We start from the raw sequence: 14,999 nt of genomic DNA, 5'->3' as shown, positions 1-14,999 counted from the left end.
GGGCGGCGCGGTCCCTCCCGGGGCCGCGCCGCACGCCGCCATGTCGACCGGCTTCGATGCCCAGAACCCACCCTTCGACCGTCTCGCCCAGCAGGAGGTCGAGGAACTCCGCGCCGCGACCGACATCGGATACTTCCGGCCGGGCGAGACCATCGTCGCGCGCGGCCGTCCGTCCGACTTCCTGCATGTCGTGATCAAGGGCGCCGTCGAGGCGCGTGACGCGGAGGCGCTGCAGGGCGTCCTTGGCCCCCGCGATTCCTTCGACAGTCGCGCCCTGGTGCACGGCGCCGCCGGCGAGGACTTCGTCGCGGCGGAGGAGACGCTCTGCTTCCTCATCCCACGCGCGACGGTGCTCGCGCTGATCGCGCGCAACGCCGCTTTTGCCGCCTTCTTCTACGCGGACGTCTCCCGCAAGCTCGAAGCCTTCTCCGAGGCGCGCAAGGCCGAGGGCGGCATGGAGAGCGTGCTGCGGGCGCGCGTGCGCGACGCGATGCATGGCCGCGCCGTGTTCATCGACGGCGCGGTCACCATCGAACAGGCCGGGCAGGCCATGCGCGACGGCAACACCAACGCCGCCTTCGTCCGCGACGGGGAACGCACCGGCGTAGTGACGGGCATGAACCTCGCCAAGGCCGTGGTCCTGCAACGCCTGCCGCTGGACACGCCGGTCCGCGAGGTGACGCATTTCGACATCGTCGCGGTGGACGAGGACGACTTCCTCTTCGAGGCGCTGTTGTCCATGACGCGGCACGGGAAGCGCAGGTTGGCGGTGCGGTCGGGCGGCGTCTTCGCCGGCTTCCTCGAGGATATCGACCTGCTTGGTCGCTTCGCGGGCAATTCGCAGCTCATCCCCGGGCGTATCGACCGGGCGCGGGATGTCGAGGAACTCGCCGTCGCCGCGCGCGAGATCCAGGACCAGGTCGAGCGCCTGCACCGCCAGGGCATGAAGGTGGAGGTGATCGCGGAGATCACCTCGGACCTCAACCGCCGGCTCTTCGTGCGGTTGTTCGAACTCGTCGCGCCGCCATCCATCCGCGAACAGGGCTGCCTGATCCTCATGGGCAGCGAGGGGCGCGGCGAGCAGACGGTCCGCACCGACCAGGACAACGGTCTGCTGCTCGCGGGCCTGGTGCCCGAGGCGGACCTGGCGACCTTTCGGGAGGCCTTCTCCGGCGCGCTGGATGGCTTCGGCTTCCCGCCCTGTCCGGGCAACGTCATGGTGCGCAACCCGCTCTGGTCCCAGCCGGCCGAGGGCATGGTCCGCCAGCTGCGCGCCTGGGTGATGGAGCGCACGCCGGACGCGGCGATGAACATCGCCATCTTCCTCGACGGCGTGGCACTGACCGGACGGACCGCGCTGCTCGCCGAGACCAAGGCCGCGCTGTTCGAAATGATGCGCGGCGAGGCGGTGCTGCTCGGACGCTTCGCCCATCTGATCGAGAGCTTCGCCACACCCTCGATCGGCGTGCTGGGCACGCTGATGGCGAGCGTGGGCGTGACCGACGACGCCATCGACATCAAGAAGGCCGGCATCTTCCCGATCGTCCACGGCGTGCGGACCATGGCGCTGGAGAAGGGCATCACCGAGACCTCGACCGCCGAACGCATGGCCGCTCTGGTCCGCGCCGGCAGCTTCGATGGCGAGTTCGGCCGCGACATCATCAGCGCGCACCGCGTCTTCATGGGCTACCGCCTGGCCTCGCAGCTCGATGCGGTGCGGCGCGGGTCGGTGGAGGGGGAATCGCTGCTGCGCCCGAGCCGCATGACGGCGGTGGACCGCGACATCCTGCGCGACAGCCTGCGCGTGGTGCGGCAGTTCCGCGACGTGATCGCGACCCGCTTCCGCACCGCGGCCTTCTGACCGTGATCGACGCGGTCAAGCGGCTGTTCTGGCGGGCCTCCCTGGCCGACCATGGCTACCTCTTCCTGTTCGACCCGCCGCCGGCGGGGGAGGTGGTCTCGCTCGATTGCGAGACCACGGGCCTCGACACGACGACGGACGAGATCCTTGCAATCGCCGCCGTGCCGGTGGTCGACGGCCGCATCCAGACGAGCCGCCGCTTCGAGGCCTTCGTGAAGCCGGACCGCGCGCCGACCGCCGACAGCATCAAGGTCCACCGCCTGCGCGCCCGCGACCTCGAGGCCGCGCGGCCGATGCGGGACGTGCTGCCCGAACTGCTGCGCTTCATCGGGTCGCGCCCGCTGCTCGGCTACTACATCGATTTCGACGTGCGGATGCTCGACCGCTACGCGAAGGAACTGCTGCAGGTCCACCTCCCGAACCGGCGGATCGAGGTCTCCTCGCTCTACTACGATCGGAAGTACGGCAAGGCGCCGCCGGGCACGACGATCGACCTGCGCTTCGCCTCCATGCTCGAGGACCTCGGCATCCCGCAACTCGAGCAGCACATCGCGGTCAACGACGCGGTGATGGCGGCGATGGCTTGGCTGCAGCTGACCGACCTGGTGGAACGCGGCCAGCGGCTCAAACGGGAACGCCGGCGGGACGCGACGGCGGCGCCGCTCGGCGCCTGAAAACGGAAACGGCGCCCGGGTTGCCCCGGACGCCGTCCCGAAACCGCCTGGCGCGTGGCGCGTCAGGGCTTGGCGCTGTCGCCCGCGTAGATGTCGCGGTCCTTGGTCTCCGGCACGAAGATCAGGCCGATCACCACCGTCATCAGCGCGATAACGATCGGGTACCAGAGGCCGAAGTAGACGTCGCCGGTCTGCGCGATCATGGCGAAGGAGGTCGCCGGCAGGAGGCCGCCGAACCAGCCGTTGCCGATGTGATAGGGCAGCGACATGGAGGTGTAGCGGATGCGCGTGGGGAAGAGTTCCACCAGCGCCGCCGCGATCGGCCCGTAGACCATCGTCACGTAGATAACGAGCAGCGTGAGGATGCCGATCAGCACCAGTTGCTGCTCGCCGAAGATGTCGAACGGATTGTTCATCTTCACGACCGACGGGTTGGACGCGGCCGGGTAGCCGGCCGTGGTCAGCGCCGCCGTCAGATCACGCGCGAAGGTCGGGCTGTTCGCCGGGATGACCTGGTTGCCCTGGATGCGCACGCCGGCGACCGTGCCGGCCGGCGCCGCCTCGACGCGATAGTTGACCGAGGCGCGCGCGAGCGCGGCCTTGGCGATGTCGCAGGGCTCGGTGAAGCGGGCCGTCCCCGTCGGGTTGAACTGGAAGGAGCAGGAGGCCGGATCGGCGACCACATGCACCTCGATGGTGGCATGCGCACGCGCCAGGTCCGGGTTCGCTTCCGCGCTCAGCAGCTTGAACAGCGGGAAGTAGGTCAGCGCGGCGATGAGGCAGCCGCCGAGGATGATCGGCTTGCGGCCGATCTTGTCGGACAGCCAGCCGAAGAACACGAAGCCGCCCGAGCCCAGCAGCAGCGACCAGGCGATCAGCATGTTCGTGGTGAAGGGATCGACCTTCAGCACCTGGCCGAGGAAGAACAGGGCGTAGAACTGGCCCGTGTACCAGACCACCGCCTGGCCGGCGACGAGGCCGAGCAGGGCGAAGAGCGCGATCTTGGCGTTCTTCCACTGGAAGAAGGCCTCGGAGATCGGCGCCTTGGAATGCGTGCCTTCCGCCTTCATGCGCTGGAAGGCCGGGCTTTCCTCCATCTGCAGTCGGATCCAGACCGAGATGGCGAGCAGCGCGATGGACAGCAGGAACGGCACGCGCCAGCCCCAGGTCCGGAAATTGTCGGCGCCCACGATCTGCTGCGTGAACAGGATCACGAGCAGCGAGAGGAACAGGCCCGCCGTCGCGGTGATCTGGATGAAGGAGGTGTAGAAGCCGCGCCGTCCGTGCGGGGCATGCTCCGCGACGTAGGTCGCCGCGCCGCCGTATTCGCCGCCGAGTGCCAGGCCCTGCAGCAGGCGCAGGATGATCAGGATGATCGGGGCCGCGAGGCCGATCTGGTCCGAGGTGGGCAGGATGCCGACCACGAAGGTCGAGGAGCCCATGATCAGGATGGTGACGAGGAAGGTGTACTTGCGACCGACCATGTCGCCGAGGCGCCCGAACACCAGCGCGCCGAAGGGGCGCACCAGGAAGCCCGCGGCGAAGGCGAGGAGCGCGAAGATGTTCCGCGTCGTCTCGGGGAACTGCGAGAAGAAGTTCGCGCCGATGACCGCGGCGAGCGAACCGTAAAGGTAGAAGTCGTACCACTCGAACACCGTGCCGAGGGAAGAAGCGACGATGACCTTCCGCTCCTCCTTCGTCATTGGCCGTGTGGCCTGCGCGGCCCCGTATCCCGAGGTCGAAGCGGAACTCATGCGATTTTCTCCCCCCAAAGGCCGGCTTGGCCGGCCCCTATTGTTGCTTTGCCGCCGGACCTGCGGCGCACGCCGCGCAGCCCGTTCAGGCAGGTTAGGTGTCGGAAGTGGAGCGAGGATATCCAAAAAATCAACAGGTTTTCATATCCGGGATGCCGGGACCGGCCGCGCGAGATGGCCGGGCATCGTGACAGGCCGGAATGTCCAGGCATCCTGGTTATGGAAACGGGATCGAAATCACGAAATCGTGAGAAATATTGCCAAGTTGTTATCTGAATTCACGTGCAAAACCAGCGCCTTGCGGGCTCCAGCCCGCGATTCGCGCCGCGCCCCCGAACGATCCGGCAAGCCCTTGCCGGATCCACGCGGCTACTTCGTGACGAAGGCCTTCTCGACCACGTAGGTCCCGGGGGCGTTGTTCGACCCCTCGACGAAGCCGCGGCCTTCCAGCAGCGCCTTGCAGTCCCGGTTCATCGCCTCCGACCCGCAGAGCATCACCCGGTCGTGCGCCGGGTCGAGCGCCGGCAGGCCGAGATCGGCGAAGATGCGACCGCTCTGGATCAGGTCGGTGATGCGGCCCTGGGTGCGGAAGGGTTCGCGCGTGACGGAGGGATAATAGAGCAGCTTGCCGGCCACCATCTCGCCCAGGAATTCATGCGCCGGCAGGTCGCGCTCGAACAGCTCGCGATGGGCGAGCTCGGCCACCTGGCGGACCGTGTGCGCGACCACTACCTTCTCGTAGCGCTCATAGACGTCCGGCTCGCGCGCCAGGCTCAGATAGGGGGCGAGGCCGGTGCCGGTCGCGAGCAGCCACAACGTCCGGCCGGGCAGCAGGTTGTCGGTGACCAGCGTGCCGGTCGGCTTCTTCCCGATCAGCACCGTGTCGCCCACCTGGACGTGCTGCAGGCGGGAGGTCAGCGGCCCGTCCTGCACCTTGATGGACAGGAACTCGAGTTCCTCGTCCCAGGTCGGGCTCGCCACGGAATAGGCGCGCACCAGCGGCTTGCCGTTCACCATCAGGCCGATCATCGCGAACTCGCCGGCGCGGAAGCGGAAGGCCGTGTCGCGCGTGCAGCGGAAGGAGAACAGCCGGTCGGTCCAATGGTGCACCCAGGTCACGCGCTCGCCGAAATAGGCGGCCGGGATGACGGGGGCGGAGGCGGCGGGGGCGTCGTTCATGGCGCCTGTCTTGTGCTGCGCTGCCGCATCGCGCGCAACAGGGAAACGAGGCTGCTCCTTGCGTGGCGGCGATCCCTCGTCTCAGTTGGGCGTATGACCGACCTGCCCGAAGGGGTCCCCTTCGACCCCGCGACCGATCCGCCCCTCGGCCCCCGCGTCGACCCGACGCCGCGCCCGCTGCCCGCCCGCGTGCCGCATCGCGGCGCCGCGGTGGACCTCGAGCCGCTGCATGTCCGCCACGTGCCGGAGCTCTGGCGGGCGGCGCAGTCGGACCGGACGGGCGCGTCCTGGGCCTATCTCGGCAATGGCCCCTTTGCGGAGGAGGCGGCGCTGCGCGCCCATGTCGGCGCCTTCGCGGCAATGCACGACCCGATGGCCTGGGCGATCCGCCCGCATGCCACCGGCACCGCGGATGGCTGGCTGACGCTGATGGAGATCCACGCCGCCCACGCGCATATCGAGATCGGCAACATCTGGTTCAGCCCGCGCATGCAGCGGACCCGCGCGGCGACCGAGGCGATGTTCCTGCTAATGCGCCACGCCATGGACGACCTCGGCTACCGGCGGCTGACCTGGAAGTGCAACGCGCTGAACATGCCCTCACGCCGCGCCGCCGCCCGGCTCGGCTTCACCTATGAGGGAACACTGCGCAACGTGCTGGTGGTGAAGGGGCGGCGGCGCGACACCGCCTGGTTCTCGATCCTGGAGGACGAATGGCCGGCGCGGCGGGACGCCATCCTCGGCTGGCTGGACGCCGCCAACTGGGGGGCGGACGGGGCGCCGAAGCGGAGCCTGTCGGCCTTCCGGGGCTGAACCTGCCGGAAATCCTCGCGTGCGGAACAGATGTCTGTTATGTGACGGCCAGGACATCTTCCGTCCGGGAGAGCGAACGATGCCCGACCCTTCCCTTGGCGAAGTCGCCTGCTGGGCCCTGATCCTGGGCACCTTTGCCTTCGTCGCCGCGCGCCGCTTCGGCGTGGGCACCGCGGTGGCGGTGGCCATGCTCGCCGCGCTGACCACCAAGGCCGCGCTGCTGAACCTGACCTGACGGCAGCGCCGTCGCCGAACCGACATGCGCGCGTCACGCGCGCGCAACCGGCGGCCTGTAGAGCCCGCCCCCGTTCCGCAAGACCGGGGGTCCCATGCGCCGTTTCCTTCTCGCCACCGCCCTGATCGCCGCCGGGCCGGCTTTCGCCGACCAGCGCTTCGAGGCGACGCTCGCCGGCCACGCCATCCTGCCCGCCTTCACCATGACGCTGCCGCCGGCCGATGCGCCGCGGGACGCGATGGTCTCGGGCAAGTTCGCGGGGCCGGGCAACCTGCGCATCGACCGGCCTGGCGCCATCATGGGCGATACCGGGCCGATGCATGGCAGCCGCCTGACCGGCATCGCCTTTCCCTTCGTCGGCCAGCCCGTGCAGGGCTTCTCGGGCATCAAGCCGGTGGCGAACGAGCCCGGCGCCTACTGGGTGCTGACCGATAACGGTTTCGGCAACCGGCGCAACAGCCCCGACGCGCTGCTGATGTTCCACAGGGTCCGCCCCGACTGGCAGTCCGGCCAAGTCGCGCTGCTGCAGACCACCTTCCTGCGCGACCCGCTGCGCCGCATCCCCTTCCGCATCGCGCATGAGGGGACCGAGGCGCGCTACCTGACCGGCGCGGATTTCGACCTCGAGAGCATCCAGCCGCTGCCCGACGGGTCCTTCATGATCGGCGACGAGTTCGGCCCCTTTCTGATCCATGTCGCGGCCGACGGCGTGGTGCAGCGGGTGATCGAGACGCGCCTCGACGGCCAGCCGCTGATGTCGCCCGACAACCCCGCCCTGCAGGTGCCGGCGAGCCCGGCGGCGGGCGTGCCGTTCCGCGTGCGCCGCTCGGGCGGCTACGAGGGCATGGCGCTGACGCCGGATGGGCAGACGCTGTGGGGCCTGCTCGAACAGCCGCTGTTCGCGCCGAACTCCAACGACGCCGAGGGCCAGTTCCTCCGCCTGATCGAATTCAGCGTGGCGCGCATGGACTGGACCGGGCGCAGCCTGCGCTACCGGCTCGAGCCCGGCGCGACCGCGATCGGCGACTTCAACTTCATCGACGCGACCCGTGCCCTGGTGATCGAGCGCGACAACGGCGAAGGCGATCCGGGCCTCGCCTGCGCCCAGGGCCAGCAATCGACCGAGGCGCGCCCCTGCTTCCCGCTGCCCGCGCGCTTCAAGCGGATCTACCTGATCGACCTGGCGCAGACCGATGCGGAGGGCTTCGTGCGCAAGATCGGCCATATCGACCTGATGGCGATCCGCGACCCGCAGGGCGTCGCGCGGGTCCGCGGCGACCTGCCGCAGGACGCGCCGCGCGATCGTTTCACCTTCCCCTTCTTCACCATCGAGAACGTCGCGATGGTAGACGCCGACCACATCATCGTCGGCAACGACAACAACCTCCCGTTCAGCGCGGGGCGCCACCTGCTGCGCGCCGATTCGAACGAGATGATCCTGCTGCGCGTGCCGGAGTTGCTCCGCGCGCGCTGACGCCGGCATCGCGGGGGCGGCGGTTGTCAGGCCGCCGCCTCTGCTTCACCTTCGGCCGCGAACGGGATGGAGCGATCTCCCATGGCCGAGGATACGGTCGGCGCCTTCGTGCCAGGCGCACGGACGCAGCGCGCGGGCGCGAGCGAAGGGCCGCTCGCGGGCCTCACCTTCGCGGTGAAGGACCTCTACGACACCGCCGGCGACGTCACGGGCTACGGCAATCCTGACTGGGCGCGCACGCATCCGCCGGCGACCGGCGACGCGGCGGTGGTGACCGCGCTGCTCGAGGCCGGGGCGCGGCTCGTCGGCAAGACCAAGACGGTCGAGCTCGCCTATGGCCTGACCGGCGAGAACGTCTGGCACGGCACGCCGATCAACCCGGCCGCGCCGGATCGTTTCCCCGGCGGGTCCTCCTGCGGGTCGGCGGCGGCGGTGGCGGCGCGGCTGTGCGACATCGCGATGGGGTCGGACACCGGAGGGTCGGTGCGCATCCCGGCTTCCTATTGCGGCATCTACGGCATCCGGCCCTCCTGGGGCGCGGTCAGCCTGACCGGCGCCTGTCCGCTCGGCCCGGCCTACGACACCGCAGGGTGGTTCGCGTCGCGCGCCGCGGTGCTGCGCCTGGCGGGCGACGTGCTGCTGCCGCCTGGCGGGGAGGGGCCGCTCGGGCCGCTGCTCAAGGTCCAGGAAGCCTGGGTGAATGCGGAACCGGCGACGGCGACCGCGCTGGCCGAGGCGCTGGGCGCCGTCGAATCGGTGATGGGATCGGCGCTGCCGGTCCAGGTCGCGCCCGAGGGGCTCGACGCCGTCTACGAGCATTTCCGCTGCGCCCAGGCGGTCGAGGCCTGGACCAGCCTCGGCCCCTGGATCGAGGCGACCAACCCGCAGTTCGGCCCTGGCGTGAAGGAGCGCTTCGCCGCGGCGAAGGCGATGGACCCGGGCAAGGCCGCCGCGGGGCGCGCGTTCCGCCGTGTGCTGCAGGCGCGGTTGCGCGGGCTGCTCGGCGGCGGGGCGGTGCTGGTCTATCCGACCTCGCCTGGGCCCGCGCCGCTGCTGGCGGCGACCCAGGCGGAACAGAATGCGGTGCGTGAGAGGACGATGGGCGTGACGGCGATTGCGGGTCTGTGTGGCCTGCCGGAAGTGACAATCCCGGCGGCGCGGGTGGGCGGCGCCCCGGTGGGGCTTTCCCTGGTGGCCGCGCCCGGGCGCGACCGCGCGCTGCTGGCGCTGGCCGAGCGGGTGGCCGCCGCCGCCGGGCTCACGGTGTGACGATGCTGGTGCGCGACGCGGTGCCGGGCGACATCCCGGCGATCACGGCGATCTACGCCCATCACGTCCAGCACGGCACCGGCACCTTCGAGGAGGAGCCGCCCACCGACGCCGACATCGCCGCGCGCGTCGCCAAGGTGCAGGCCGAGGGCTTCGCCTGGCTGGTTGCCGAGGACGAGGCCGGACAGATCCTGGGCTATGGCTATTTCGCGCCCTTCCGGCCGCGCTCGGCCTATCGCTTCACGGCCGAGAATTCCGTCTATGTCCGTGACGACATCCGCGGCCAGGGCGTCGGCAAGGCCGTGGTCGCCGAGTTGCTGCGGCGCGCCGAGGCCAAGGGCATCCGCCAGATGGTCGCGGTGATCGGCGATTCCGAGAATGTCGGCTCGATCGGCCTGCACCTCTCCCTCGGCTTCCGCCAGGCCGGCGTGCTGAAGGCCGTGGGGATGAAGTTCGGCCGCTGGGTCGACGTGGTGCAGATGCAGAAGGCGCTGGGGGAAGGGGAGAAGACCCTCCCGCCCTGAGCCGCGTTGCGCGGCGGATCGCGGGGCACCATGTCGATCGAGGACGGCAGGAGGTGCAGCCATGACCGCATCCGACGCGCGACCGGATATCGAGCGGGCGTTGCTCGACCCGGCGGCGGTCTTCGCGACGCCGGAGGAGGTGCGCGACCATCGCGCCCTCTCGCGCGAGCAGAAGATCGAGATCCTCCAGCGCTGGGAATACGACGCCGCGGACATCTCCGTCGCCGTCGAGGAAGGCATGCCGGGCGCGGAGGAGACGCTGCTGCGGCGGATCACCCTGGCCCTGCAGGCGATCGCCGGACCGCTCGACCTCGACCGCACCGGCGCGAGCAAGCATCACGGCCTGTCGCGCGGCGCGGTGCCCCGGAAGGGCTGAATCAGGCGGCCCGGTAGCGGGCCAGCGTCAGGGCGTCGCTGCCGAGCGCTGTGGCGATGTCGGCCTGGGCCGCCGGGCCGGCCATCACCGCCACGCGGTCGAACCAAGGCGCTCGGCCGCGCGCCCGCGCCTGGAACAGCCGGTCGAGCGCGACCGCCGCCGCCGATCGCCCGGCGCAGCAGGCACAGCCGAAGCGATGCATCGGGCGGGGATCGAAGCGTTCCGTGGCCGCGAAGCCGGTCGCTGCTTCGGGCCCGTCCGTCACGAGCGCGGCCGGGCCGCCCGCGGCAAGCCAGGCGGCCAGGCCGTCAGCCGGCAGGATCGTCACGGGGATGCGCGGATCGGCCTCAATCATGTGCTGGACATAAGGATATCTTTATGACTATGTCCAGCCCATGGACGACCTCCTCACGCAACTCCGCGCCGCCGCCGAGCCGACGCGGCTCCGCCTGCTCGCGCTCTGCGCGCGCGGCGCCTGGTGCGTGTCGGACCTGGTGGCGATCCTCGGCCAGTCCCAGCCGCGCCTGTCGCGCCACCTGAAGCTGCTGGTCGAAGCCGGGCTGCTGCAGCGTACGCCGGAAGGCGCGAATGCCTGGTTCCAGGTGCCGGCGGATGCCGACCTCGCCCGCGTCGTGCTGGCGCGCCTGCCGGAGGAGGATCCACTGCTCGCCGCCGACCGCCGCGCCGCCGCTCGGCTCGCGGCGGAACGCGCGCGCGCGGCCTCCGAATCCTTCCGCCGCCATGGCGCCGATTGGGACGAGGTGCGCGCCCTCGGCCTGCCGGGGGCGGAGATCGAGGCGGCGCTGCTCGGCGCCCTGCCGGCCCGCGCCGGGCGGCTGCTCGATATCGGCTGCGGCACCGGCGGGCTGCTGGAATTGCTCGCGCCGCGCATCGCGCAGGGCGTCGGCGTCGATGCGTCGCGTGACATGCTGGCGCTGGCGCGCACGCGGCTCGCCGAGCGCGGCCTGTCGCACATCGCCGTGCGCCAGGCCGACATGTACCGGCTGCCGCTCGCCGATGCGTCCTTCGATGCCGTCACGCTGCAGATGGTCCTGCACTACGCCGAGGATCCCGCCGCCGCGCTGGCCGAGGCCGGGCGTGTGCTGACGCCGGGTGGCGTACTGCTGATCGTCGACCTCGCCCCGCACCAGCGCGCCGACCTGCTCGGCGCCCATGCCCATCGCTGGCCCGGCTTCGACGATGCCGAGATCGCCGGGTGGTTGGGTGCCGCTGGCTGCGCCGGCGCGCGCAGCGAGACCATTCCGGGCGCCTTGCCCGTCCGCCTCTGGGTCGCGGAACGCATGACCCGGCACGCCACCGTCCTGTCCCACTGAGGGGTCATTCCATGTCCCGCCCGCATCTCCTCGACGCCCTTCGTGACCGCGTTCTCCTCTGCGACGGCGGCATGGGCAGCCGCGTCCAGGTGATGGACCTCGACGTCGATCGCGACTTCTGGGGCAAGGAGAACTGCACCGACGTGCTCGTGCTCTCCCGCCCCGACGTCGTGCGCGAGATCCATCGCGGCTATTACGAGGCCGGCGCCGACATGGTGTTGACCAATACCTTCGGTGGATCGCCGGTGACGCTCGGCGAGTTCGAGCTCGAGGACCGCGCCTTCGAGCTGAACAAGGCGGCCGTCGAGATCGCGCGCGAGGCGGCGGAATCCTTCGCCGATGGCCGCCATCGCTGGGTGATCGGCGATATCGGGCCGGGCACCAAGCTGCCCTCGCTCGGCAACATCACCTATGACGCGCTCGAAGCCGCGCTCGCCGTGCAGTGCCGCGGCCTGATTGCCGGCGGCGCCGATGCGCTGCTGACCGAGACGAACCAGGACACGCTGTTCATCAAGGCCGCGGTGAACGCGGCGAAGATCGCGCGGGCCGAGGCGAAGTCCGACATTCCCATCTTCGTGCAGGTGACGGTCGAGACGACCGGCACGCTGCTGGTCGGCCCGGACATCGGTGCGGCCGCGACGGTGGCGCATGCGCTCGATGTCGACCTGATGGGCCTGAACTGCGCCACCGGCCCGCAGGAGATGGCCGAGCATGTCCGCTGGCTTGCACAGAACTGGCCCGGGCTGATCTCCTGCCAGCCCAATGCCGGCCTGCCGGAACTGGTGGACGGCAAGACGCATTACCCGCTGGGCGCCGCCGAGCTCGCCACCTGGATGGAGCGCTTCGTCACCGAGGACGGGCTGAACCTGATCGGCGGCTGCTGTGGCACCTCGACGCCGCATATCGCCGCGCTGGACGCGATGCTGCGCAAGCTGGGCGGGGCGAAGCATCGCCCGGTGCCGGTCGCGCGGAAGCCGATCTGGGTGCCGTCCGTCGCCTCGCTCTATGCCGCGGTGCCGCTGCGGCAGGAGAACGCCTATTTCTCGATCGGCGAGCGCTGCAACGCCAATGGTTCCAAGGCCTGGCGCGAACGCCAGGCGGCGGGCGACTGGGACGGCTGCGTCGCGATGGGGCGCGAGCAGGTGCAGGAAGGGTCCAATAGCCTCGACATCTGCACCGCCTTCGTCGGCCGCGACGAGATGGCCGAGATGAACGAGGTGATCCGTCGCTTCACCAGCAGCGTGAACGCGCCGCTGGTCATCGACAGCACCGAAACCCCGGTGATCGAGGCCGCGCTGAAGCTGCATGGCGGCAAGCCGATCATCAACTCGATCAACTTCGAGGACGGGGAGGGCCATGCGACGGATCGCATGATCCTGGCCAAGAAGTTCGGCGCCGCGGTCATCGCCCTGACGATCGACGAGGTCGGCATGGCCAAGACCGCCGAGGACAAGCTGCGCATCGCGCGGCGCCTGGTGGACTTCGCCTGCAACAAGCACGGGCTGCCGCAGTCCGACCTGATGATCGACCCGCTGACCTTCACGATCGCCACCGGCAACGAGGACGACCGCAAGCTCGGCCTATGGACGCTGGAAGGCATCCGCATGATCCGGGAGGAATTCCCGGACATCCAGATCATCCTCGGCCTGTCGAACATCTCCTTCGGGCTCAACCCGGCCGCGCGGCACGTTCTGAATTCCGTGTTCCTCGACCACGCGGTGAAGGCCGGCATGACCGGCGCGATCGTGCATGTCAGCAAGATCAAGCCGCTGCACCAGATCCCGCCCGAGGAAGTGAAGGTCGCCGAGGACCTGATCTTCGACCGCCGCGCGGAGGACTACGACCCGCTGCAGAAGATGCTGGAGATCTTCGCCGGCCGTAAGGCCGCCGACACGGCGGCGAAGAAGAAGGCCGAGACGGTCGAGGGCCGGCTCAAGGACCGCATCATCGACGGCGACCGCAAGGGGCTCGATGACGAGCTCGCCGACGCGCTCGCCAAGGGCATCGCGCCGCTCGACATCATCAACGAGATCCTGCTCGACGGGATGAAGGTGGTGGGCGAGTTGTTCGGCGCGGGCAAGATGCAGCTGCCCTTCGTGCTCCAGAGTGCGGAGACGATGAAGGCGGCCGTCGCCTACCTCGAGCCGCACATGGAGCGCATCGCGGGGCAGGAGAAGGGGACCATCGTGCTCGCCACCGTGAAGGGCGACGTGCACGACATCGGCAAGAACCTGGTCGACATCATCCTGACCAACAACGGCTATCGCGTGGTCAACCTCGGTATCAAGGTGCCGCTGGCGGACATGGTCGCCGCGGCGAAGGAACACCGCGCGCATGCCATCGGCATGTCGGGCCTGCTGGTGAAGTCGACCGTGGTGATGCGCGAGAACCTCGAGGAGATGTCGCGGCAGAACCTCGATATCCCCGTCATGCTCGGCGGCGCGGCGCTGACGCGCAACTACGTCGAGGAGGATTGCGTGAAGGCCTATGCGTCCGGTCGCGTGGCCTATGCGCGGGATGCCTTCGACGGTCTGCACCTGATGGACAAGGTGGTCGGCAACGGCTTCGACGACTACCTCGCCGCCATGCAGTCCAAGCGGAGCGGCAAGGCGCGCAACGAGCGCCGCGTGCTCGGCCAGGCGGATCCGCGCGGCTTCGCGCCGGTGGACATCAACACCGTCCAGGCGCGCCGCCGCCGCGTCAGCGCCGAGACCAAGGTACCCGCGCCGCCCTTCTGGGGCGCCCGCGTGATCGAGGCCCCGCCCAAGGCGATCGTGCCCTTCATCAACGAGCGCAGCCTCTATCAGTTCCAGTGGGGCTTCCGGAAACAGGGCCGGTCGCTCGACGACTTCCTCGGCTGGGCGAAGCAGGAACTGCGCCCGGTGCTGAAGCGCATGCTCGCGCTGACCGAGGAGAAGGACATCCTCAAGCCGCAGGCGATCTACGGCTATTGGAAATGCGCGGGCCAGGGCAACGACCTGATCCTGTTCGAGGAGGACGGCGTCACCGAGGCCTGCCGCTTCACCCTGCCGCGCCAGCCCAAGGAGGATGGCGAGTGCATCTCCGACTTCGTGACCGACGTGGATGACGGGCGCGACGTGATCGGGCTGCAGGTCGTCACCGTCGGCCAGAAGGCCTCGGACATCGCGCGGGAGTGGTTCGAGGAGAACCGCTACCAGGACTACCTCTACCTGCACGGCCTGTCGGTCGAGATGGCGGAGGCGATGGCCGAGTACACCCACAAGCGCATCCGCGCCGAATGGGGCTTCGCGGGGGAGGACGACCGCGACATGGACAAGATGCTGCAGCAGGGCTACCGCGGCGGCCGCTATTCCTTCGGCTACCCGGCCTGCCCGCGGCTCGAGGACCAGGTGCCGCTGCTGCGCCTGCTGGGGGCCGATCGCATCGGCGTGTCCATCAGCGACGAGTGGCAGTTGCACCCGGAACAGTCCACCAGCGCGATCGTGCTGCACCACCCCCGCGCGAAGTACTTCTCCGTCTAGGCC

The 14,999-nt window shown here is 69.8% G+C and carries 13 protein-coding genes; 10 read left to right on the top strand and 3 right to left on the bottom strand.

What is annotated here, in order from left to right:
- The first annotated feature begins 40 nt into the window (after positions 1-40).
- A complete protein-coding gene (locus GWK15_RS04075; RefSeq protein WP_168039301.1) occupies positions 41-1,861 on the top strand; it encodes a DUF294 nucleotidyltransferase-like domain-containing protein in 1,821 nt (606 codons plus the stop codon).
- Positions 1,862-1,863: 2 nt separating this feature from the next.
- On the top strand, positions 1,864-2,535 hold the full coding sequence (locus GWK15_RS04070; RefSeq protein ID WP_168039299.1) for a 3'-5' exonuclease: 672 nt from the start codon (positions 1,864-1,866) through the stop codon (positions 2,533-2,535).
- Positions 2,536-2,597: 62 nt separating this feature from the next.
- Here GWK15_RS04070 and GWK15_RS04065 read toward each other — a convergent pair whose 3' ends face one another.
- Together GWK15_RS04065 and GWK15_RS04060 are read right to left on the bottom strand one after the other, a co-directional pair.
- Positions 2,598-4,238, bottom strand: coding sequence for an MFS transporter (locus GWK15_RS04065; protein WP_168039297.1), 1,641 nt, complete (start codon positions 4,236-4,238; stop codon positions 2,598-2,600).
- 420 nt (positions 4,239-4,658) lie between these two features.
- Entirely contained in the window at positions 4,659-5,468 is an 810-nt protein-coding gene (locus GWK15_RS04060; RefSeq protein WP_168039295.1) for a ferredoxin--NADP reductase, read from the bottom strand.
- 93 nt (positions 5,469-5,561) lie between these two features.
- Between GWK15_RS04060 and GWK15_RS04055 the strand changes: the two genes are divergently transcribed.
- The 6 genes from GWK15_RS04055 to GWK15_RS04030 all read left to right on the top strand — a co-directional run bounded on the left by GWK15_RS04055 (position 5,562) and on the right by GWK15_RS04030 (position 10,159).
- Entirely contained in the window at positions 5,562-6,281 is a 720-nt protein-coding gene (locus GWK15_RS04055) for a GNAT family N-acetyltransferase (protein WP_168039293.1), read from the top strand.
- Between the two features lie 79 nt (positions 6,282-6,360).
- A complete protein-coding gene (locus GWK15_RS04050) occupies positions 6,361-6,516 on the top strand; it encodes a hypothetical protein (protein WP_168039291.1) in 156 nt (51 codons plus the stop codon).
- Between the two features lie 94 nt (positions 6,517-6,610).
- Positions 6,611-7,990, top strand: a complete 1,380-nt coding sequence (locus tag GWK15_RS04045; RefSeq protein ID WP_168039289.1) for an esterase-like activity of phytase family protein — start codon at positions 6,611-6,613, stop codon at positions 7,988-7,990.
- An 81-nt stretch (positions 7,991-8,071) separates the two neighbouring features.
- Complete coding sequence (locus GWK15_RS04040; protein ID WP_168039287.1) at positions 8,072-9,259, top strand: amidase; 1,188 nt, start codon at positions 8,072-8,074, stop codon at positions 9,257-9,259.
- A 2-nt stretch (positions 9,260-9,261) separates the two neighbouring features.
- Entirely contained in the window at positions 9,262-9,783 is a 522-nt protein-coding gene (locus GWK15_RS04035) for a GNAT family N-acetyltransferase (RefSeq protein WP_168039285.1), read from the top strand.
- 61 nt (positions 9,784-9,844) lie between these two features.
- Positions 9,845-10,159, top strand: a complete 315-nt coding sequence (locus tag GWK15_RS04030) for a hypothetical protein (protein ID WP_168039283.1) — start codon at positions 9,845-9,847, stop codon at positions 10,157-10,159.
- A gap of 1 nt (position 10,160) precedes the next feature.
- On the opposite strand, the gene GWK15_RS04025 is transcribed toward GWK15_RS04030, so the two are convergent.
- Positions 10,161-10,514: a hypothetical protein gene (locus tag GWK15_RS04025; RefSeq protein WP_168039280.1), complete on the bottom strand. Its 354-nt coding sequence runs from the start codon at positions 10,512-10,514 to the stop codon at positions 10,161-10,163.
- A gap of 40 nt (positions 10,515-10,554) precedes the next feature.
- Between GWK15_RS04025 and GWK15_RS04020 the strand changes: the two genes are divergently transcribed.
- Positions 10,555-11,493, top strand: coding sequence for an ArsR/SmtB family transcription factor (locus GWK15_RS04020; protein ID WP_168039278.1), 939 nt, complete (start codon positions 10,555-10,557; stop codon positions 11,491-11,493).
- An 11-nt stretch (positions 11,494-11,504) separates the two neighbouring features.
- Entirely contained in the window at positions 11,505-14,996 is a 3,492-nt protein-coding gene (gene metH / locus GWK15_RS04015) for a methionine synthase (RefSeq protein ID WP_168039276.1), read from the top strand.
- Positions 14,997-14,999: the final 3 nt, after the last annotated feature.

The organism is Neoroseomonas oryzicola, assembly GCF_012163135.1.
Taxonomy (GTDB): Bacteria; Pseudomonadota; Alphaproteobacteria; order Acetobacterales; family Acetobacteraceae; genus Neoroseomonas; species Neoroseomonas oryzicola.
The sequence above is the reverse complement of the archived record's forward strand: the minus strand, read 5'-3'. Positions and strand labels throughout refer to the sequence as shown.